The organism is Bacillus capparidis, assembly GCF_017832095.1.
GTDB classification, from domain to species: Bacteria; Bacillota; Bacilli; order Bacillales; family Bacillaceae; genus Bacillus; species Bacillus gobiensis.
The window spans coordinates 119,306-141,515 of record NZ_JAFDST010000006.1 but is presented as its reverse complement, the minus strand read 5'-3'; the positions used below and the strand labels follow the sequence as shown (position 1 = coordinate 141,515).

The 22,210-nt window shown below is 40.5% G+C and carries 21 protein-coding genes; 9 read left to right on the top strand and 12 right to left on the bottom strand.

Annotated elements, in window-relative coordinates:
• The first annotated feature begins 225 nt into the window (after positions 1 to 225).
• The 8 genes from pyrH to JOC74_RS19955 all read left to right on the top strand — a co-directional run bounded on the left by pyrH (position 226) and on the right by JOC74_RS19955 (position 7,695).
• Positions 226 to 960, top strand: coding sequence for a UMP kinase (gene pyrH, locus JOC74_RS19990; RefSeq protein ID WP_053602273.1), 735 nt, complete (start codon positions 226 to 228; stop codon positions 958 to 960).
• Between the two features lie 367 nt (positions 961 to 1,327).
• Positions 1,328 to 2,422 carry an ABC transporter substrate-binding protein gene (locus JOC74_RS19985; RefSeq protein ID WP_053602272.1) on the top strand — a complete coding sequence of 365 codons (1,095 nt, stop codon included), beginning with the start codon at positions 1,328 to 1,330 and terminating at the stop codon, positions 2,420 to 2,422.
• Positions 2,412 to 3,263: an alkaline phosphatase family protein gene (locus tag JOC74_RS19980; RefSeq protein ID WP_053602271.1), complete on the top strand. Its 852-nt coding sequence runs from the start codon at positions 2,412 to 2,414 to the stop codon at positions 3,261 to 3,263. The genes JOC74_RS19985 and JOC74_RS19980 overlap by 11 nt, the downstream gene beginning before the upstream one ends.
• A 17-nt stretch (positions 3,264 to 3,280) precedes the next feature.
• Positions 3,281 to 4,117: an ABC transporter permease gene (locus tag JOC74_RS19975; protein WP_053605953.1), complete on the top strand. Its 837-nt coding sequence runs from the start codon at positions 3,281 to 3,283 to the stop codon at positions 4,115 to 4,117.
• A complete protein-coding gene (locus JOC74_RS19970) occupies positions 4,114 to 4,926 on the top strand; it encodes an ABC transporter permease (protein WP_225970319.1) in 813 nt (270 codons plus the stop codon). Before JOC74_RS19975 ends, JOC74_RS19970 begins: the two co-directional genes overlap by 4 nt.
• Positions 4,907 to 5,911 carry an ABC transporter ATP-binding protein gene (locus JOC74_RS19965; protein WP_211086295.1) on the top strand — a complete coding sequence of 335 codons (1,005 nt, stop codon included), beginning with the start codon at positions 4,907 to 4,909 and terminating at the stop codon, positions 5,909 to 5,911. The genes JOC74_RS19970 and JOC74_RS19965 overlap by 20 nt, the downstream gene beginning before the upstream one ends.
• On the top strand, positions 5,908 to 6,687 hold the full coding sequence (locus JOC74_RS19960) for a DeoR/GlpR family DNA-binding transcription regulator (protein ID WP_053602269.1): 780 nt from the start codon (positions 5,908 to 5,910) through the stop codon (positions 6,685 to 6,687). The genes JOC74_RS19965 and JOC74_RS19960 overlap by 4 nt, the downstream gene beginning before the upstream one ends.
• A 12-nt stretch (positions 6,688 to 6,699) precedes the next feature.
• Positions 6,700 to 7,695, top strand: coding sequence for a histidinol phosphate phosphatase domain-containing protein (locus JOC74_RS19955; RefSeq protein ID WP_053602268.1), 996 nt, complete (start codon positions 6,700 to 6,702; stop codon positions 7,693 to 7,695).
• Between the two features lie 58 nt (positions 7,696 to 7,753).
• Here the strand turns inward: JOC74_RS19955 and JOC74_RS19950 are convergent, their stop codons facing one another.
• The 3 genes from JOC74_RS19950 to JOC74_RS19940 form a co-directional block, all read right to left on the bottom strand.
• Positions 7,754 to 8,557, bottom strand: coding sequence for a C40 family peptidase (locus JOC74_RS19950; protein WP_053602267.1), 804 nt, complete (start codon positions 8,555 to 8,557; stop codon positions 7,754 to 7,756).
• Positions 8,558 to 8,789: 232 nt separating this feature from the next.
• Positions 8,790 to 10,196 carry a SpoVR family protein gene (locus tag JOC74_RS19945; protein WP_053602266.1) on the bottom strand — a complete coding sequence of 469 codons (1,407 nt, stop codon included), beginning with the start codon at positions 10,194 to 10,196 and terminating at the stop codon, positions 8,790 to 8,792.
• A gap of 134 nt (positions 10,197 to 10,330) precedes the next feature.
• A complete protein-coding gene (locus JOC74_RS19940; RefSeq protein WP_053602265.1) occupies positions 10,331 to 10,657 on the bottom strand; it encodes a DUF3889 domain-containing protein in 327 nt (108 codons plus the stop codon).
• 198 nt (positions 10,658 to 10,855) lie between these two features.
• Between JOC74_RS19940 and JOC74_RS19935 the strand changes: the two genes are divergently transcribed.
• Positions 10,856 to 11,095, top strand: a complete 240-nt coding sequence (locus JOC74_RS19935; RefSeq protein ID WP_053602264.1) for a YhdB family protein — start codon at positions 10,856 to 10,858, stop codon at positions 11,093 to 11,095.
• Between the two features lie 309 nt (positions 11,096 to 11,404).
• Here JOC74_RS19935 and JOC74_RS19930 read toward each other — a convergent pair whose 3' ends face one another.
• The 9 genes from JOC74_RS19930 to JOC74_RS19890 all read right to left on the bottom strand — a co-directional run bounded on the left by JOC74_RS19930 (position 11,405) and on the right by JOC74_RS19890 (position 22,135).
• Entirely contained in the window at positions 11,405 to 11,929 is a 525-nt protein-coding gene (locus tag JOC74_RS19930) for an NADPH-dependent FMN reductase (protein WP_053602263.1), read from the bottom strand.
• A gap of 12 nt (positions 11,930 to 11,941) precedes the next feature.
• Positions 11,942 to 12,571: a response regulator gene (locus tag JOC74_RS19925; protein ID WP_053605951.1), complete on the bottom strand. Its 630-nt coding sequence runs from the start codon at positions 12,569 to 12,571 to the stop codon at positions 11,942 to 11,944.
• A gap of 2 nt (positions 12,572 to 12,573) precedes the next feature.
• Positions 12,574 to 13,716: a GAF domain-containing sensor histidine kinase gene (locus JOC74_RS19920; RefSeq protein WP_053602262.1), complete on the bottom strand. Its 1,143-nt coding sequence runs from the start codon at positions 13,714 to 13,716 to the stop codon at positions 12,574 to 12,576.
• A gap of 139 nt (positions 13,717 to 13,855) precedes the next feature.
• Positions 13,856 to 15,604: a phospho-sugar mutase gene (locus JOC74_RS19915; protein WP_053602261.1), complete on the bottom strand. Its 1,749-nt coding sequence runs from the start codon at positions 15,602 to 15,604 to the stop codon at positions 13,856 to 13,858.
• A 206-nt stretch (positions 15,605 to 15,810) separates the two neighbouring features.
• A complete protein-coding gene (locus tag JOC74_RS19910; protein WP_053602260.1) occupies positions 15,811 to 17,469 on the bottom strand; it encodes a glycerol-3-phosphate dehydrogenase/oxidase in 1,659 nt (552 codons plus the stop codon).
• Between the two features lie 141 nt (positions 17,470 to 17,610).
• Positions 17,611 to 19,101, bottom strand: coding sequence for a glycerol kinase GlpK (gene glpK / locus JOC74_RS19905; RefSeq protein WP_053602259.1), 1,491 nt, complete (start codon positions 19,099 to 19,101; stop codon positions 17,611 to 17,613).
• 11 nt (positions 19,102 to 19,112) lie between these two features.
• A complete protein-coding gene (locus JOC74_RS19900; RefSeq protein ID WP_053602258.1) occupies positions 19,113 to 19,937 on the bottom strand; it encodes an MIP/aquaporin family protein in 825 nt (274 codons plus the stop codon).
• A gap of 197 nt (positions 19,938 to 20,134) precedes the next feature.
• Positions 20,135 to 20,680: a glycerol-3-phosphate responsive antiterminator gene (locus JOC74_RS19895; RefSeq protein WP_053602257.1), complete on the bottom strand. Its 546-nt coding sequence runs from the start codon at positions 20,678 to 20,680 to the stop codon at positions 20,135 to 20,137.
• Positions 20,681 to 20,770: 90 nt separating this feature from the next.
• A complete protein-coding gene (locus tag JOC74_RS19890) occupies positions 20,771 to 22,135 on the bottom strand; it encodes an aspartate aminotransferase family protein (RefSeq protein WP_098945282.1) in 1,365 nt (454 codons plus the stop codon).
• Between the last annotated feature and the right edge of the window lie 75 nt (positions 22,136 to 22,210).

The following is a 22,210-nucleotide window of genomic DNA, read 5'->3' as shown; positions in this document are numbered from 1 at the left end:
GACCTACCTCGACTTTTTAATATACACTGGATTCAAGAAATAGTCAGAAAAATCGAAAAAGGGAGAGAGCGAGATGAAACTGTTAAATAATTTGGTAAAAAAGAAGCATTCCACTCGTTTTTTCCCGAAAGAACTAGAGGTATTTACATACTTTTAGTTCTTTTTTTATGGTTTCTGGATCGTTAAAATTGAAGGGACTTAACAAAATGATCAGGAGGAATCGGGATGACACAGTACAAGCGTGTATTAATTAAGTTAAGCGGAGGCGCACTTGCTGATCAAGACGGTAATAGCTTTGGGTCTTTAAGACTGGAGCATATCGCAAATGAAATCTTAACCATTGTAAACAGCGGAATTGAGGTCTCAGTAGTTGTAGGCGGAGGAAATATCTTCAGAGGAAATTTAGCTGCTGCTTGGGGAATCGACAGAGTCGAAGCGGATAATATCGGTACATTAGGAACAATAATCAACAGCTTGATGCTTCGCGGGGTGTTAAAAAGCAAAACTGAAAAAGAAGTCCGTGTAATGTCTTCAATTCCGGTTGCTGCAGTTGCTGAGCCGTATATCCGCTTACGTGCTGTTCATCACCTCGATAAAGGGTATATCGTTATCTTTGGCGGAGGAAATGGACAACCATTTGTGACGACTGATTATCCAAGCGTCCAACGTGCGATTGAAACAAACAGCGACGCCATTTTAGTTGCTAAGCAAGGAGTTGACGGCGTCTTTACCTGTGACCCGAAGCTGGACAAAGATGCAAAGATGTATAGCCATCTGAACTACGATGATGTTGTAACAAATAACATCAGAGTAATGGATCAGTCTGCCCTGCTGCTTGCCCGTGATTACAACCTTCCTGTTCACATCTTTAATTTTGATGAGCCTGGCGTTATGAGAAAAATATGCTTAGGTGAGCATTTAGGAACGCTGATCAATCATGAGGTAACGAGAACTATATAGATTGTATAGTATGGTTCATATCATCTGATTACCTATTCGACTGTAAGAAAGGTATCAAAAATAAACATAAACTCTAGTAAATGCCTGTATCATTTTTAGATACAGGCTTTATTTTTGTTTTTCTGTCCGTATACAAATATATTCAAACATCTTCCCCACATTATCAAACTACTCTGTTCAACAAGCCTCCCTCCTATTACAAGCAACCCCCTGTAAGAGATGACAGTGTTAAACCTTCGGATTCTATTTAATTTACATTTATTTATTGTTTTTTTACGTTTGTTTAATGCCCTTTTTACTTTTGTTTATTACAATAATCTATGTAAACAAATAAAACAGAAATAAAACGGAGGATTAAACAAAACGAATGAAACGTATAACTAAAATTTTATCAGTCGGACTTCTATCAACCTCGCTTTTAGCTGCTTGCGGGCAATCTGAAACAAATACTGAGGAAACAAAAGCAGTAGCAGAAAATTTATCATTAGAGGAAATCACTCAGAAAGCAAAAGAGGAAGGTGAAGTTGCCAGCGTTGCAATGCCTGATAGCTGGGCAAACTGGGGCGAAACGTGGAAGGAACTTGAAAGTGAATACAGCTTAAAACATAAGGATACAGATATGTCGAGTGCTGAAGAATTATCTAAATTTGAGTCTGAGGGAAAGAATGCAACCGCTGATATTGGAGATGTCGGCATTAACTTCGGTCCGTTAGCAAAGGATAAAGGACTAACACTTCCATACAAAACATCTTATTGGGATGATGTTCCAGAATGGGCAAAGGATGATGAAGGACACTGGGTTTTGGGCTACACAGGTACCATCGCATTTTTAACAGATAAGAATAACGTGAAAAATCCGCCAAAAACATGGGATGACATCTTAAATGGTGATTATAAAGTAGCAATTGGCGATGTAACAAAAGGCACTCAGTCTCAATTTGCTGTACTAGCAGCAGCAATGTCTAAAGGTGGAGATGAAAAGAATATTGAGTCCGGACTTGAATATTTCGCACAGATCGCTAAGCAAGGAAGACTATCTTCTATAGATTCTTCCATTGCCAACTTAGAAAAAGGCGAAGTCGATGTAGCTGTTGTCTGGGACTTCAATGGATTAAATTACCGCGATCAAATTGACAAAAATCGCTTTGAAGTGACGATTCCTGAAGATACATCCGTTGTAAGCGGGTATACAACTGTCATTAATAAAAATGCCAAACATCCTCATGCAGCAATGCTTGCACGCGAATATATTTTATCTGATGAAGGACAAATCAATCTAGCACGAGGATATGCACGTCCTATCCGCGATAATGTGAAACTCCCTGCTGATGTGCAAGAAAAAGTTCTGCCTAAGGATCAATACAAAAATGCAAAGCCTGTAGAAGATTTTAAGGCGTGGGATGAAACAGCGAAACAGATTCCACAATTATGGCAAGAAAAGGTTCTTATCCATGTCAAATAATAAATTAGCAATGATTATACTTGACGGCCTGCGCTTTGACGCAGCCGTTGAGCAAATGGGATATTTAGGACATTTAGTTGAAAAAGGCTTAGCCTCCCGTTACTGTGTAAAATCAGAAATACCTAGTTTATCCAGGCCCTTATACGAGGTCCTCCTAACAGGAACCCCCCCGTATAGAAACGGAATTACGACGAATCAAACAGTAAGGCTGTCCCAACAAGAAAGTTTGTTTCATTTAACAAAACGGAATGGATTAACAAATGCAACAGCATCTTACTATTGGGTGAGCGAATTGTATAACCGGGCTCCTTTCGTCATCCACGAGGATCGAATTCAGCATAACCCGGAAAAAGTGATTCAGCACGGTATTTTCTATTTTGAAGACCATTATCCCGATTCTCATTTATTTGCGGACGCACATCACTTGCTTACCGCTTATCATCCTGATTTTTTATATGTACATTCGATGAATATTGATGATATCGGCCACAAATTCACAGCCAATTCAAAAGAATACAAGGGTAGTGTTTTAATGGCAGATTCCATTCTAGCCACAGTTATTCCTGCATGGATGGAAAAAGGATATCAAATCATCGTTACAGCTGATCATGGAATGAATGATGATGGCAATCACGGCGGAACATTAAATGATGTAAGGCACGTACCTTTATTTATCATTTCAGATCAAGTCGAACCTGGAGTTTACGAAGAAGAGATTTCCCAGCTTATGATTGCTCCTATTTCATGCCAATTACTGCGGATAAAACCTTCTGCTTCGATGATCCCGCTATCATTGCCAGGGATTAAAGCAAAAGAGCTCCAGTTCGAAGAAAGGAAGTAATAGTATTGAAGCCAAAAATGAACAAATTCGCCCTCTTTACACTTTTGCCATTCTTCCTTTTGATCGCAATGTTTCTTGTCGTTCCCGTTGTTACTATGATTTCGGCAAGCTTAAGCGGTGAGAATGGCAGCGGGTGGACTTTAGGTAACTATATTGAGATTTTCATCAATCCCTTTTATTATCAATCGTTCAAAAATAGTGCCATTATCTCTTTTACTTCTAGCTTAATAGGTGTAATCATCGCTACATTTGTTGCTTACTCCTTTACGAAATTTCATTCGGCATTTCAAGAAAAATTATTGCTTTTTGTTAATATGACTTCAAATTTTGCAGGAGTTCCGCTTGCATTTGCATTTATTATTTTGCTTGGAAACAGCGGTGTTTTTACTCTCTTATTTCAGCAGTTTGGAATAGACTTATTCCAACACTTTGATTTGTATTCTTGGGCGGGCTTAACTATGATCTACGTCTATTTTCAGCTTCCTCTGGCAGTCTTACTCTTGTTTCCTATTTATAAAGGAATTGATGAGAAATGGAAAGAGGCTTCATTTTTATTAGGAGCTTCCACTTTTACCTTTTGGCGAAAAATTGGTTTTCCTTATATTCTTCCAGCTATCACTGGCACACTTAGTATTTTATTTGCCAATGCAATGGGCGCCTATGGAACTGCTTATGCCCTGGTTGGAAGTAAAATTAATCTTCTCCCTATTCGGATTGGTGCTTTAGTTTCAGGCGATATTTATGCACGACCTGAGCTTGGGAGTGCATTGGCTGTTACCCTTGCATTATTGATGATGACCGCGATGCTTGTAAATGAGTGGTTATTACGTAAGGTTCGGAGGGATATGAAGTGAAAAAAAAAGTGTGGCAGCATCGCGTGACTGTAACGATTTTTATGATGTATTTAGCTTTACCGCTTATTGCAACCTTTCTTTATTCCATTGCAACAAGCTGGACGAAAACCGTCTTGCCAGATGGATATACGTTTAAATGGTATGCAGAACTATACGGAGACCCTCGATTTGTTGAAGCGATGACCAGAACATTTCTATTAACAGTCGGGTCGATGATTGTCATTATTCTCGTTATGGTTCCTACTGTTTTTGTTATTACGGTGTATTTACCAAAGCTTGAACGATTATTGAAAATCATTGTGCTGATGCCTTATGCCATTCCAGGAGTAGTGGCAGCGGTAGGACTGATACGTGCCTATGCAGGCGGAACAATTCCGATGATTATTGTTGTGTCTGGAGCCTTCTTTGTTGCAGTTTTGCCGTTTATGTATCAAGGTGTCCGGAATAGTTTACAATCGGTTGACTCCGTCAGACTAATGGAAGCAGCAGAGCTCTTAGGTGCGTCACGTACAAAAGCATTTACTCGTGTGATTCTGCCAAATATAAAATCAGGGATTATTGTTTCCTCTATACTGGCTTTCTCCATATTATTTGGGGAATTTGTCTTAACCAATTTATTAGTAGGCGGCAGCTTTGAAACAATTCAAATCTATTTGTTCCGGCGTATGAATGAAAGCGGTCATTTATCTAGCTCAGTGGTAATTTCATATTTTATCGTACTCGTCATATTGTGCTGGTGCATTATCAGGATTAGTTCAAAAAAGAAACAAAACAAAAGGAGAAAGTCAGATGAGCTACTTAACCATTGATAAAATATCCCTATCATTTGGTAACGTTAACGTATTAAAGAATTTGTCCCTTTCAATTGAAAAAGGCGAGCTTGTTACTCTTTTAGGACCTAGCGGCTGCGGTAAGTCTTCTCTTCTGCGAACAATAGCAGGATTGACAGCAGCAAACAAAGGCAATATCAATATTGATGAACGTACAATTACACATTTGCCTCCAAAGGACCGACAAGTTGGAATGGTTTTTCAGTCTTATGCATTGTTTCCAAATATGACTGTATATGAGAACGTCGCCTTTGGTTTAAAAATGTTGAAAATGTCAAAAGAACTGATTCAAGAAAAAGTAACAGCTATTCTTCAGCTTGTTGGAATACAAGAAAAAGAGAATGCCTATCCCCATGAGCTTTCTGGAGGTCAGCAGCAAAGAGCAGCGCTGGCTCGATCGGTTGTAGTCGAGCCGAAAATATTATTGCTTGATGAGCCTTTAAGTGCATTAGATGCCCAAATCCGGAAGAATCTTCAAACCCAGCTTCGTTTAATTCAACAAAAATTAGGCATTACGATGATTTTTGTCACACATGACCAGGAAGAAGCAATGGCGATCTCAGACCGGATTTATTTAATGAATAATGGAGAAATCGCGCAAGTTGGAACTCCAGAGGAATTATATACGAAACCAAACAGTGAATTTACCGCTCGCTTCATTGGAAATTATAACGTATTAACTCGTGCTCAGATTGACTGCATCTTCAATTCAAAGCATGAGTTTACAGGAGAGACGTTTGCAATTCGCCCCGAGGCGTTCAATGCCGAACCTTCGAAGGCTTGCTTTTCCATAAACGGAAAAGTACAGGACATTACGATATTAGGCAATATCGTTCGTTATGAGCTAAAAGTAGGCGGAGTATCCATCATGGTAGAGCAATTGCATCATTCAAATAAACGAATCATGTATAATGAAGAAAAAACCCTATTCATAGAAAGAGAGGATGTGATTTCCTTTCAATGAATCATCTAACAGAAGAAAGGAAGCAATCTATTTTAGTAGAGCTAGAGGATAAAGGAAAAGTGTTTGTTAACTTTCTTGCTGAACAACTGGGGGTTACCCCTGAAACGATTCGGCGTGATCTTGCCTCTCTTGAAGAACAAAGGCTGATAAAGCGTGTACATGGAGGAGCAGTTCCTTTTCGAGGAGAGAGGCTTGAGCCTTCTTTTGAAAAAAAACGAAAAATCAGGCAACAGGAAAAACAGCGCATAGGAGAAGCAGCAGCAAAATGCATCGAATCAAACGATACGATTATTATAGACGTCGGAACAACAACATTGGAATTATGCCACGCCATTAAAGATGTAGAGAATGTGACGATAGTAACCAATTCATTAAAAGCAGCTTCAGCCTTAAATGACCGATTGGAGAAAAAAGCTTTTTCCGGGAAAATAATCATCCTTGGCGGTATGCTGAATACATCTCAACAATCGATAAAAGGATCTTTAACTGCCCAAATGCTTGAAGCATTTCGTGTCGACAAAGCTTTTATTTCATGCGGCGGTATTTCCCGAGGATTCGTAAGCGATTTTGATATTGAAGAAATTGAAATTTCGAAAATGATGATGAGTATTACACGTGAAAGTTATTTATTAGCAGATCATTCAAAAATCAATAAAGAAGCTTTTTACCTTATAGGGGAGCTTTCCTTATTTAACTGGATAATAAGCGACATTCAGCCGGATAAGGAATGGCAAAGCTTGTTAATAGACAATGAAGTTACGTGGATTACAGCTTAGGAGGAGCTCTAAATGAAGGTAGACTACCATGTGCATCTGGAAGAAGGCCCTTACTCAATGCGTTGGCTGGATAGAACAAACAAAGCCATTGAATATTTTGAGTCCGCTCCTTTTTCAAAACATACAGTCGAATGGCTTGCTTTCAGCAGGCAGCGACTGCATAAACGTTTAGAAGAGGGAGCCTATTCTTCCTATTGGCTCGATTTTTATTTGCTTGAAGCATTGCGTAAAGGGATCAAAGAAGTTGGAATTGTTGATCATTTATATCGCTTCACCGAAACGAAACAATATTATGAAAAGTATATGCATCTTGGTAATGATCAACTTGGAACACTACAAAAAACATGGTTACATCAAGTGATGAACCAATCGATATCTGCTTTTACTAATACAATACATCAAGCAAAAGAACGCTGGGCAGAAAAAGGTGTAACATTAAGAATCGGAATAGAAGCTGATTATTTTGAAAGCGGGGAAGAAGAGCTCAATAATCTTTTATCCCTAGGAAAGTGGGACTACATAATTGGTTCTGTACATTTTTTAGATGGCTGGGGCTTTGATAATCCGGAAGCAAAATCTTTATTTGACGAACGAAATCTTGAAGATTTGTACGATCGTTTTTTCAAAACAGTAGAAAAAGGTATACGTTCAAATCTTTTTCATATATTTGCACATCTCGACAATCTTAAGCTATTTAACTATCGTCCTGATGAAAACCGTTTAGTTCCTTATTATCACAAAATTGCAAGAGCATTAAAAGAGACCTCTACGGCAACAGAAATTAATGCTGGATTATATTATCGATATCCTGTTAAAGAGATGTGCCCAAGCCCATTGTTTCTGCAAATTTTAGCGCAGTATGAGATTCCAATGACCATATCTTCTGATTCTCATTTTCCCGATGATCTCGGCAATTACGTAGAGCAAAACTCGCAAACCCTCAAACAGCATGGAATAAAATCGATTGCCACATTTAATCAAGGAATGAGAAAACTAGTTTCTATTTAGGATCAGGTTAACGAGATTAAAAAGCTGGTTCCATTTTCAATGGAGCCAGCTTTATTGATTAAAACTTTTTCGCGCCTAAATAACGCTGTTTCCAATAGCTTGTGGTCATATCGCTGGTCGTTACGCCGTCTGATCCAGCATGAATAAATTTGTTATCTCCTATGTAAACACCCATATGTGAGGGACCTGATTTATAAGTTGAGAAATAGACGAAATCCCCAACCGCAGGCGATGATACTTTGTCCATCATGTTCCAATAACCAGCAGTACTTGTTCTTTGCACGCTTTTTTGTTTATTGATGATGTACCAAATGAATCCGCTGCAATCAAATCCGGAAGGACTCGTACCTCCCCATTTGTACGATGTTCCGATGAGTGAGCGCGCATCATTGACAAGCTTGTCCGTGTTCAATGATGAATGCGAAGCTGGTTTGTCAGATTCACTAACATTATCTTGTCGAATATTTTCTCCATTTTTCGTTCTAACCTTCAAAACCTGTCCAATCCGAATAAGATCAGTTTTCAATCGATTGGTTTCCTTTAGTTCATTGACAGACATGCCGAATTTTTTGGCAATCTTCCACAGGCTGTCCCCGCTTACAACTTTGTATGTAGACGATGATGGAGCTTTAGATGGCGCTTTTGATTTTTCATTGATTTTCAGTGTTTGCCCGATATAAATATTGTCAGACTTAAGCTTGTTCTCTAGTTTGATTTGATTAACTGAGACACCGTATGTCTTTGAATATTTCCATAATGTATCACCTTTTTTCACTTTTACGCTAGCTGCAGACGCAGCTCCCGCAAATAATGACGATCCCAACAAAACAGTAGCAGAAACTGTAATTATATGTTTTTTCATGATTTCCTCCCTATGTAATAATACATATCTATTATAAGGAGGCGTTTACACAAGAAATAGACTTGACTTCATGCGACAAATTACTTAGTAATTCGCAGAAAAAAGTTTTTTATTAGGGTTGTTAAATATTTCATTTTCATTTCAAAGGTTGCATTCGTGTAACTGTAATTCATCCTAAAACAAAGCTGCCTGAACGTGTACAGGCAGCTTCAGAAGAGGAAAGGATCGTAAATTAAAGATACCGGCGATGGACTCCTTTGCCATCATACGAAAATAACACAGGTTTTTCTTCCAGAATGGTTTCGACATGGACGCTTCTTCCCCAAAGCTGATACAAATAGGGCAGAACCTTTTCCAAATATTTCAAATCGAGCTCAATGCCTTCATAGACATGCTTAATAAAAAGCTCATTATTTTTTAAATAATCACCATCTGTCACCATCAAATATGGAAAACCGCCATTCACCCTCATGCTGACAAGCTGGTCTCTTACCCCTTCCCACTCTTTATCTACTATTTTATAATCCCTGCCTTGCTTTTGGAATAAATAGAGATCTTCCCTCATGACAAGATCCTTCGTTAAGTAATTGCGAATAAAGGAAATATCCGATTCGATCTCTCTTACTTCAAACATTTTTTCTCTACCCGAATTCGGCTCTACTCCGATTTTTTTCATTTCTTCTGTCGGGTTATTATACCGTTCCTCTATATCTTCAAAGATCTTCAACCCCAAATAGTACGGATTAATACCTGTTTTTGACGGCTGAACCACCCCTGCATTCAGCTTTGAATATTCGATCGATTCATCTGAAGTTAAGTCCAGCTCGCGGAGAATTCGCTGATGCCAAAATGACGCCCATCCCTCATTCATTATTTTTGTTTCCAGCTGCGGCCAAAAATAAAGCATTTCTTCCCTCATCATCGTTAAAATATCACGCTGCCACGGCTCCAGTTCTCTTGAGTGCTCCTCAATAAACAACAAAATATCCTTTTCCGGACTTGGTGGAAAGAGCTTTTTCTTCTTTTCCTTGCTTCTTCTCGTTTTTTGTGCGTCTAATCCCCATAAATCATCATAGGGGGTCTGCTTTTCTTCCTGTTCAGGCTCCTCGTCATCCATGCTCCAAGTAAGCTTTGGACGAACTAGGGAAGGGTCAATGTGTTCCTGAACAGCCAGAACTGCGTCGAGAAAAGACTCTACCTCTTTCGTTCCATGAATTTTTTCGTAATGCTTGATTCGATCAGCTGTAGCGGCCATGCTCTCTACCATATCTCGTTTCGTATTTTGAAACCGGCAATTATTTTTAAAAAAATCACAATGAGCAAGTACATGGGCAACGATCAGTTTATTTTGAATTAACGAATTGCTGTCTAACAAAAACGCATAGCAAGGATTGGAGTTGATGACAAGCTCATATATTTTGCTCAATCCCAAATCGTAATGAAGCTTCATCTTATGAAACTGCTTACCAAAGCTCCAATGCGAAAACCTGGTCGGCATCCCATAAGCTCCAAAAGTATAAATAATTTCAGCGGGACAAACTTCATATCTCATCGGATAATAATCCAGACCAAATCCTTTGGCGATTTCCGTAATTTGTCCGATTGCCTGATGCAGCTCTTTATTTTCCTCCACATTCAAAAGCGTTCCCCCCCATATGGACTTATCCTTAAGTTTATGAATAAAACCCAAAAAAATGAAATGTACAAAAAGATCAAAGCAAATAAAAATCGACATAAAAAGCGATACCCGTGATTGGAATCGGGTATCGCTTTTTATAAGCGAAAAACGTTAATTGCTATAATATTTTTTGTTAAGGGGTCAAAATAAACCTCTGCATGAGCCGAATATGTTTCGTTGTTACGCTTAACAGTAACGCGAAAAACATCCTTTGTCTGTTCCTTGTTGACTTCAGTTCTGCCGATATATTTGTATTCCGTAAGTTTTGAACCCTTGAATTTATCTTCCAGAGCACCCCATGCAATCTTTTTCCACCTATCGTAAGCAACAGACTGCCCTTCTTCAGAAAAACTTTTTATGGAAAAAGAAGCTAAAAGAAGAACGCAGAAAAACAATGTCAGAACAAACGGAAACCTTTTCATATTGATCTCTCCAAAAAGTTGTTTCTCTTATCGTTCCCGTAAATACATAAATCATGCAAAAGAATAATTCAATCATTACGCCACTTTATGTATGCCTTTAATTGCTAAAGCAGAGCAGCAACCCATCCAACTATTCCCCGAAAAAAAGCAGAGAAAAAGCACAAACTAATTACAACTCCTACAAAGGAGGGGAAACGTATGGACATTGCAGATTACGACAAAGCATTGTATTATACACACCGATCACAATGGGATAATTTACTAATTCTCATGGTGCGTACGAATGACGATCTGTTATCGAAACGAATTGAACACTTTTTACACGCCTATAACTTCGAGGCAGACGACAGCATAGTCGAAAAAACGCTCTACACTCTGCTCCATTATATCGACCATGCACTGACAGAACAGGGAAAATTCGAACCAATATTAACATAAAGAGATAAAATCTGGCCTAAATATCAATGAAATTTTAGGCCAGCTTTATTGATTTCTGTGACTTAATCTAGACCGGGTTTACTTGCGGTTATTGGATTTTGTTTGTGATCTTGACCTGGTTATTTGTGATTTATGGATTATTTTTGCGATCTTGACCTGGTTATGCGCGATCTTGACCGGGTTATGCGGATTTCCTTACTTTATGCGCGATTTTCTTACTTTATGCGCGATCTCGAACAAGTAGCGCGCGGTCTTTAATCTATATTCTGGTCTTAGGTCGTTACCTTTCACAGCCGATCCTCTTCACTTTTATTTTTGTGAAGCGGTCATTTTTGCATACATTATAAGTTCTTCCATTACTTCCTTAATACCGGCTTCTGCATCCTCCGTTAACGTTCGGTTTTCATAATCGAAGTTGATTGGATCCAGAACGAGCTGTTTAGGGATGACATTGGCATATACTCCTCGCATGACCGTTCTCATGTTTGTTAATGCGTTGATTCCGCCTTTTCCGCCGCCGGCTGCTGCAATGATCCCGACAGGCTTGTGAGCAAATTGTTCAAAGCTTAAGAAATCAATCGCATTTTTTAATGCTCCGCTCATACCGCTGTGGTATTCAGGAGATAATAAAACGACGGCGTCAGATTGTTTTACTGTTTCTCTTAGTTTTGTGACATTTTCTAAAGAATATTGTTGTTCTTCTCCGTTAAAAATCGGCAAAGCATATTCGCTTAAATCAAAATATTCAGTTTGGTACGTATTGGCGATGTAATCAGCTGCGATTTTCGTTCTGCCTTTTTTTCTTGGGGTTCCGTTAATTACGGTTACTTTCATTTTTCCAGCTCCTTATACTTTTTCTTGGTATTTCACGGCAAATAGCGCAGCCTGTGTCCGGTCCGAAAGCTGAAGCTTTGACAATAGATTAGACACATGCGTTTTTACCGTTTTTTCCGTAATAAATAAAGAAGAAGCGATTTCTTTATTGCTTTTGCCTTTTGCAATTTCATTTAAAACATCGGCTTCTCTTTTTGTTAAAAGGTTCATTTTTTCTTTCTCTTCATTCAATGACATGTGGTCAAACACTAGTGATATGATTTTCGAATCAAGCTTGGATTTACCTAGATGCACTTCACGAATGGTTTCTAACAGCTCCTCGGGCTCTACGTCCTTCAAGTGATACGCTTTTGCGCCTGCCTGAATCGCCGGAATGACATGCTCCTGATCCGCGTAGCTTGTTACGACTACGATTTTGACGGAGGAATCACGTTTCAGCAGTTCCTTTGTAGCCTCAACCCCATTCATATCAGGCATGGATAAATCCATCAAAACGACGTCAGGCTTCATCCTGCTCACAACATCAATGGCCTCTTTGCCGTTCGCTGCTTCTCCTACAACTTCGATATCTGTTTGTGTTTTAAAGAAAAAAAGCAGGCCTTTTCTCACCATATGGTGGTCATCTACAATCGCAACTTTAATTTTCATGATCCTTTCTCCTCTTTCTCCGGGCTGATTATCGGCAAAGCCACTCTAATTTTTGTCCCTTTATTTTTTGCTGTTTTTACTGAAAACTTGCCGCCATATTTTTTGGTCCGGTCTTCCATTCCTTTTATGCCTAAGCTATGGATTTGAGCGTCCGGATCATAGCGAAAACCGATTCCGAAGTCTTCAATTTCCAAAAGGAGCTGCCCCTTCAATGAGATAATCGTTACAAACGCCTTGTCAGCTTGTGAATGTTTTTTGCAATTATTTAAAGCTTCCTGTGTGATCCTCCATATAAGCTCTTCTTCTTTAGCTGAAAGTGCAATGCTTCCTGTTACAGTAAGCTCAACCGGGAGTCCGATGAGTGAAGCGTAGTTTTCGATGGCTTCGACGATCCCGTTTTTTAGTCCTTCTGATCGCAATTCCCATATCAATGACTTCATTTCAGCAAGCGCGTCACGTGACAGAAGCTGTATAAAATTGAGCTGCTCCAAAAGAGATTCGTCGAGTGTCGTTTCTCGAGCCGCCTTGGCAGTCAGGCTTATGCTGAAAAGAATTTGATTAACAGAGTCATGAAGATCCTGAGCCAGTCTGTTTCTTTCCTTCAGTACTACATTTTGCTGTTCAATCTCACTTAACCGGATTCGTTTCACTGCCGTTCCAATTTGCAAAGCAACTGCTTCCAACAGTGCAAGCTCTTTTTCACTGTATTGATTTTTATTTGGAGATGCCACATTCAGAAGCCCGAATCTCTTTTTTTGATCCCTCAGCGGAACTGTCGCATGATGTGTTATCCCCTCTGTATCGCCAGTTTTTTGTTTGATTGCATGATAGATACGTTCGCAGTTGATAATATTAGTCGCTGATTTTAGCCTTCCATTCCAATATTGGTCAATACAATAGCAATTGCTGTCACACATCAGCCTGCAGTTTTCCCAAGAGAGAGCTTCAGGCAAGGCCGAGTGAGCAGCCAATTCAAACGTTCCATTATCCGCCACCAAGAAAATCCATCCCGTTTTGAAGCCAGTCAGATCCAACAATTTTTTCAGGACTTCATTTAAGACGATTTGTAAATCGTTCCCTTGATTAAGAGTTTCGGCAATTTCCTTTAATGTTTTTAATTCAGAAGGGCTTTCACTCATTGGTTTCTCTCTCCACTTGTCTTTTTACTTATTATAACAAGTTAGCTCAGCTCTTACCCTTTACAATTAGAACGAATTTTTCTAAGACTTTTGAATGAAAAAAAATCACCAGCTGCTAAGAGCCGGTGATTTTTTCTGATTATTTTGTTGTAGTTTGAGCGACGATGTCTTCCACTTTCTTCATTACGGCATCCTGCAGCTTCTCAAGGCGGTCATTGCTATCTTCTAGCGAATCACCTTTAACTGCAAAATAAAATTTTACTTTAGGCTCTGTTCCTGAAGGACGCAGGCAGAACCAAGATCCATCCTCCAGAAAATATTTTAAAACGTTAGATTTCGGTAAAGAAATAACTGTTTTGTCGCCATTTACAAGCATCGTTTTTTCGCTTATTTGATAATCTTCTTGGGATACAACTGATTTGCCGGCAATTTCAAGCGGCGGCTGATTTCTAAAGGTCGCTAAAATTGTGGCGATTTGCTCAGCACCTTCTTTTCCCTTTAACGTAAGCGATTTAAGGCCTTCTTTATAATATCCGTACTCTTTAAAAATCTCAATTAAACCATCGTACAAGGATTTTCCTTGTTTTTTATAAAAGGCACTTACCTCAACAGCCATAATTGCTGCTTGGACAGCATCCTTATCGCGGGCAAAGTCTCCAATTAAATAACCGTAACTTTCTTCGTATCCAAATTGGAAGATGTATTCACCGGTTTCTTCGTATTCTTTGATTTTTTCGCCAATAAATTTAAACCCTGTTAACGTATCAACTGTATCTAGATTGAATGATTTGGCTATATCTCTACCAATTTCACTCGTCACGATTGTTTTGACGACTACACCATTTTCAGGAAGGGTGCCAAGACGTTTTTTCTCAGAAAGCAAGTAATGAAGCATCAGGGCTCCAGTTTGGTTTCCTGTTAATACTTCGTATTTTCCTTCGTTATTTTTAACGGCAACCCCAAGGCGGTCGGCATCCGGGTCTGTACCGATTAAGAGATCCGCATCATGCTGTTCGCCTAATTTAATCGCATATTCAAATGCAGCGTGTTCTTCCGGGTTTGGAGACTCAACAGTTGAAAAATTAGGATCAGGAAGCTCTTGTTCCGGCACGACAATCACATTGTCATAGCCGAGAGCAGACAAGCCTCGTCTTACTGGTTTGTTCGCTGTGCCGTGAAGCGGTGTGAACACGACTTTTAAGTCTACTTCTTTTGAAAGGTTTGGATTCACAGAGATTGTTTTCAGTTTTTCAGTAAAGGCACTATCAATCTCTTCCCCGATGATTTCAATAAGATTTTTTTCCTTTAATTCTTCTTCTGATTTCACTTCAATATCCAGTTCATTTTTCACAGCATTGACTTGCTCGATGACAATGTCAGCCATAGCCGGTGGAATCTGTCCGCCATCATCGCCGTAAACCTTAAACCCATTGTATTCAGGAGGATTGTGGCTTGCCGTGATAACAATTCCGGCAGCAGCATTCAATTCCCTTACCGCAAATGACAATTCAGGTGTTGGTCTCAGTTCATCAAAAACGTAAGCCTTTACGCCCTCTGTTGCCAGCGTTTTCGCTGCTTCAATAGCAAATTCAGGAGATTTATGACGAGAATCGTAGGCAATCACGACACCTTTTTCTTTTGCTTCTTCTCCTTGTTTAATCAAATATTGGGCGAGTCCGTAAGAGGCTTTACGAACAGTGTAAATATTCATCCTGTTCGGTCCTACGCCAATTTCCCCTCTCATACCGCCTGTTCCAAATTCAAGATTCTTGTAAAAACAATCTTCAAGGGCTTTTTCATCTTCTCGTAAATTTTCGAGAAGTGTTTTTAATTCCTGGTCTAATTGTTCTGCATTTGTCCAGCGTTCGTAACTTTCATTCCAGCTCATATTTTGCCCTCCCAGTTTTTTAGAAGTTTTCATTTTATATGTAAGCTGTATAATTGCATTCCTAATCTGTTTTGATAGGGATGCTGCATTATACTGGCAATTTTATTATACAACGAAACACAATAAGACTGACATAGTAGATTTTGTCTAATTTCGACATAACTAGTATGCCAGTCGCATTACCTTTTGAGCATTCCAGTGAAGAATCATGCTTCTTTTGGCTGCACGGCTTCTTGAAGATATGTGTTTAAGTGATCTATATTTTTCTTTTTTTCTTCGTGCGACCAGTTTAGTTTACTACTCATCGCTTCTGCAACAGCTTCTTTGTGGCTGTTTACCCAATGAATGTCAAAATAAAGTGCACCCGTCCTCCGGATAAAAAAATCCTCTAAGGTCGTAGTCATTTCCTCTGATATGCTGTAGTCCAACTGGGCAAGAACGTATGCTGGCATTCCTAGGCAGACAGCTTCGTCTTTCATAATACGTACCCGATCATATACCGAACTGACGTTGGAACCGAAGCGTTTGGCCAGCTGTTTTGCTTCTTCCTCTGACAATCCGATGGACATGCCTTCTTTTACTTTAGCCTCGAGAAAAGACTCCAGGTTCTTTGCACCTCCTACGTGTCCCCCTGAAATCGGCATCGACTTCGTTTTGCCGGGACCGTGGTCCTTTTCTCCTTCTTTGATAAGCAGGTCGTTCACAACATCTACAATCTGCTCTGCCATTTTTCGATAGCCGGTCAATTTTCCGCCAGCAATCGTGATGAGGCCGGAATGTGAGCTCCAAATCTCGTCCTTCCTGGAGATTTCAGATGGGTCTTTACCTTCTTCATGAATAAGCGGACGTAGTCCCGCCCAGCTCGATTCTACGTCTTCGGCTTTCACCTTAAGATCAGGAAACATATAATTGATTGATTCAATAATATACTCTCTGTCTTGGACACTCATTCTCGGCCTTTCCAGTACATCCCCATATACTGTGTCCGTTGTTCCCACGTATGTTTTTCCTTCTCTCGGAATCGCAAAAACCATTCGGCTATCGGGTGTATCAAAATAGACAGCTTGTTTTAGAGGGAATATTGATTGATCAAAGACTAAATGGACTCCCTTCGTATGCTGAAGGTGTTTCCCCTCTTTACTGCGGTCTTTTTCTCTCAGCTCATCGACCCAAGGTCCTGTTGCATTGACGATTTTTTTCGCATACACGTTGTATGTTTTCTTCGTTTTTACATCTTGGATAACGACCCCGACAACTTTGCCATTTTCATAGAGAAACTCCTGAGCCTTTGCGTAGTTGACGGCTTCTGCACCATATTTAACCGCCTCCTTGAGCACTTCGATCGTCAACCTGGCATCGTCTGTCCGATACTCGACGTAATAGCCACCGCCTTTTAACCCTGTTTCTTTAATGAGCGGCTCTTTTTCCAATGTATCTTTAGTGTTCAGCATTTTTCTTCTCTCCGATTTTTTGACTCCAGCCAGAAAGTCGTAAATCCTTAGACCGATTGAAGTGGAAAATTTCCCAAATGTCCCACCTTTGTGCAAAGGAAGAAGCATCCATTCAGGAGTCGTGACATGCGGACCGTTTTCATAAACAACCGCTCGTTCTTTTCCAACCTCCGCTACCATCTTCACTTCAAATTGCTTCAAATAACGCAAGCCTCCGTGAACGAGCTTGGTAGACCTGCTTGAGGTTCCTGCAGCAAAATCCTGCATTTCGCACAATGCCGTTTTCATGCCTCTGGATGCGGCGTCTAGAGCAGTTCCCGCCCCCGTAATCCCACCGCCAATAATGAATAGATCGTACGTCTCTTTCGTCATATTTTCCAATGTTTGCTCCCTGTTCATTGCTGAAAAAACCATGCTTTCTTCCTCCTTTAATCGGCAAGAAAACAAAAAGAGACCGCAGAATACCCAAAGTAAGCTTCCTTACTTCGGTTCTGCGGTCTCTCCAAATCTCCTACCGATCTATTAACTTGTTTTTATTATAACATAGGAATCTAATTATTTAAAAGCCATTGCTGCTTTGACAGCTTTTTTCCAACCTTGATAAAGCTCATCTTTTTGCTGCGCAGCCATGTTAGAATCAAACCTTTTTTCAAGTTTCCAATGATTTTTGATTTCTGAAGAATCATTCCAAAAGCCGACTGCGATTCCAGCTAAATACGCAGCACCGAGAGCAGTTGTTTCATTGATTTCCGGACGTTCAACCGGAACGCCAAGCAGATCTCCTTGAAATTGCATCAGAAAATCATTTTTTACCGCGCCGCCGTCTACTCGTAGGGTCTTTAATGAAATTCCAGAGTCCTTCTCCATCGCATCCAACACGTCTTTTGTTTGATAGGCTAAAGATTCCAAGGTTGCACGCACAAAGTGCTCCTTAGAGGTGCCTCTTGTTAATCCAAATACTGCACCCCGAACGTCGCTGTCCCAATACGGTGTTCCCAGTCCGACAAATGCGGGTACTACATATACACCGTCTGTTGATCCCACTCTCTTTGCATAATTTTCACTATCCTTTGAATCCTTAAACATTCGCAGACCATCACGGAGCCATTGAATCGCTGAACCAGCCACAAAAATGCTTCCTTCCAGTGCGTATTCGATTTTTCCATCAATCCCCCATGCAATCGAGGTCAGAAGCCCATGCTCCGATTTAATCGCCTTCTCTCCTGTATTCATCAGCATAAAGCAGCCGGTACCGTATGTGTTTTTTGCCATTCCTTCCTCAAAGCAGGCCTGCCCGAACAAAGCGGCATGCTGGTCGCCAGCGGCACCTGCAATCGGAATGCTTTGCCCGAAAAAGTGATAATCGACCGTCTTTGCGTAGACATGCGAAGACGGTTTTACGTCAGGAAGCATCGATTTTGGAACATCCAGGATTTCGAGAAGCTCGTCATCCCACTCGAGTTCATGAATGTTGTACATTAACGTTCTTGATGCGTTCGAATAATCGGTGACATGCGCTTCTCCGCCCGACATCTTCCAAATTAGCCACGTGTCGATCGTACCGAACAAAAGCTCGCCCTTTTTCGCCTTTTCTCTTGCTCCTTCAACGTTGTCCAACAGCCATTTCACCTTTGTGCCTGAAAAATAAGCGTCGATCAAAAGCCCTGTTTTGTCTCTAAACTTATCATTATACCCCCTATTTTTCAGCTCTTCACAAATTTCTGAGGTTTGCCTTGATTGCCACACAATGGCGTTGTATATCGGCTGACCTGTATGTTTATCCCACACGACAGTCGTTTCCCGCTGATTTGTAATTCCTATCCCTTCTATCTGATTTGCCGCTATACCCGATTCGGAAAGCGCAGATGCGATAACTGCTAAAACGGATCCCCAGATTTCATTGGCATTATGCTCAACCCATCCGGATTTCGGAAAAAACTGCTTGAATTCCTTTTGAGCGGTATGAACTATTTTCCCTTCTTTGTTAAATAATATCGCCCTTGAGCTAGTCGTTCCTTGATCAATTGCTAATATATACGTTTCCATGCTGTCTCCCCCTATATATTTTTCACGTTAGTATTAGCGCTTTCATTTTGGTTCTTCCCGACGAAATACAGGCTGATAAACATAATAGCAGCTATAATAAAAACAGCCCAGAAGCTGCTGCTCATTTTCCCTTCAAATACGGCCCCGTAAAATACACCGGCCATAGCCCCTCCTAGTAAAGGACCAGCTACAGGCACCCATGCATATCTCCAATTCGAAGCACCTTTACCTGCGATCGGTAAAAGAGAATGCGCAATTCTCGGACCTAAATCACGAGCCGGATTAATGGCATAGCCAGTTGTCCCCCCTAAAGAAAGTCCGATGCTGACCACCAACAAACCGACGATTAAAGGATTTAACCCTTCTGTAAACTGATTCGCACCGATGGCGAATATACTTAAAACAAATATGAAAGTCGCTAATGTTTCACTTAAAAGGTTGGCAAACACATTTGGGATTGCAGGCCCGGTTGAAAAAACAGCAAGCTTTGCCTCTTGATCCTTCGTTGCTTTCCAATGAGGAAAATACTGCAAATAGACGAGCGCTGCACCGATAATCGCCCCAATCATCTGTGCCGCAAGATAGGCAGGTACCTTACTCCAGGCAAACTCACCGTTTATTGCCAGCCCTAAAGTAACGGCTGGATTTAAATGAGCTCCGCTGATTCCTCCAACAGCGTAAACAGCCATTGCAACACCCAGCCCCCAGCCAAATGTAATTACAATCCAGCCAGATTGATGGGCAAATGATTTTTTTAAATTTACCCCTGCAACAACTCCACCGCCAAAGACGATAATCAAAGCCGTTCCTATCACTTCACCCCAAAAAGCACCCATATTGTTTCCCCTTTCTGTATGCTGCTCTTTGTGTAATATCCACGGTTCAGAGACATAGAAAAATCCACAACAAACATCCTTTACAATTTCCGGTAAAGTGTTTGTTGTGGATCTCCGATTCTCCATCACGAGATATTAACTTGGTACTATCGTAACAAATTGTGAAAGCGCTGTCAATATGTATTTAAATGTATCTGCTATTTCCAAAGCCTTGTATTCGATGTCGTTACTGTCGCGGCTCCAGCTTCCAACGCCTGTTGAATATTTTCTTCCGTTCGAATGAAGCCTCCCGCTAAAATCGGAATCCCTGTTTTTTCCTTTACCTCTTTGATCAATAACGGAACAACGCCTGGCAGAACTTCAATAAAATCCGGCCTATATTTTTTGACGAGCTCGATGCTTTTATCCATAGCTCCTGTATCAAGCAAAAACATCCGTTGAATCGCCAAAACCTTCTTTTGCTTAGCTTTTGCTATGACACTCGTTCTGGTAGAAAGAATTCCCGCCGGCTTTAACTCCTGGCATATAAATTCAGTCCCGTATTCATCATGCTTAATCCCTTGAATAAGATCGACATGAACGAGCAATTTTTTATTATTGCTCTCCGCAGCTCTTAAAATACCCTTTAACTGCCCAAGATGAACGTCCAAAAGCACACCATAGCAAAAATCATTCTTTAGAAATTCATCAAACTGCTTCATATTTCGTATGGCTGGCAAAATCTTTTGGTTATGAAACTCCATCGCTTGTCTCCTCCATTGTTGTTTTCGAAAAAAATCGCCGAAAGCTAATTATCCTTGCGGCGAAAGCAACTGTTTGTCCTGTGCTTCACATTATACCCGGGAAAGAACCTTCTCGACACTTTCTGTCAACGTTGTTACAAGATAAGAATAGTCTTCCTCCTTCAGATTAAGCGGAGGGGCAAGCTGCAATACATTGTTGTAACCAGCAACAGTGTCGCCGTTCTTTCCGATAATTAGGCCTTTTTCTTTGCTCTTTTCGATGATTTGATTCAACCACTCCACCTGAGCAGGTTCTTTTGTCTCCTTGTTTTTTACAAGCTCGATTCCGATTAAAAGCCCGATACCCCTGACATTTCCAACGTAATCTAACGTTTCTAATTTTTTGAGATCTGCCAAAAGCCTTTCACCCAGCTTGCTTGATCGCTCAAATAAATTCTCATTTTCCATAATTTCGAGGTTTTTCAAGGCGAGCGCACAAGCTGCAGGATTTCCGCCAAAGGTATTTACATGACGGAAACGATCGTAAGCATCATTTCCTGAAAATTGTTCGAAAATTTCCTTTTTCACAGCTGTCGCTGATAGCGGAAGATATGCGCTTGTTATACCTTTTGCCATGGTAATAATATCGGGCTTCACGTCATAATTCATAAAGCCAAATGGTTTTCCCGTCCGGCCAAACCCGCATATCACCTCATCGCTAATGAGCAGAGCATCGTGAGCTTCGCAAATTTCCTTCACTCTTTTCATATATCCCTTTGGAGGTATGAGAATGCCTCCCCCCGTAATGACAGGCTCCATTATAACTCCGGCGATCGTTTCGCTCAATTCCCACGTCATCACCTGGTCAATTTGCTCCGCACTCTCAAGTGTTTCTTCATCTTCCGGGCGGCGGTAAAGATCCGGCGGAGCGACATGAAGAAATCCTTGGGTCAATGGTTCATATTTGTATTTCCGCTGCGCTTGCCCTGTTGCACTAAGGGTTCCTAAAGTATTCCCATGATAGGCGCGGTATCTTGCGATAAATTTATGCTTAGACGGCTTGCCTTTTTGGGCATAATATTGCCGTGCGATCTTAAACGCCGTCTCATTCGCTTCGGATCCGCTATTTGAAAAGAAAAAAACATAGTCACCATCTAGCCATTCATTAAGCTTTTCGGCAAGCTGTATTGCGGGCACGTGGCTGTTCGTTAATGGATAGTAGGGCATTTCCTTCAGCTGCTCGTATGCGGCTTCCGCAAGCTCTTTTCTTCCGTATCCGACATTGACGCACCAAAGGCCTGACATGGCATCTAAATACTTTTTTCCGCTAATATCCGTCACCCATGATCCTTCCGCTTTCTCAATCACTAAGCCTTTTTCATGATTCGCACCTTTCATTGCATGCCAAACAAATTGCCCGTCCTTCTTGTTCAAATCTTGAAATTGCTCTGTTTTTTCCAAAGTCATCAACTCCATTTTCAGATTGGATTTATCCCGCACGAGGCGGGTAACAATCAGCAATTGCAACGGATAGCTAGCTAAAAACATCCT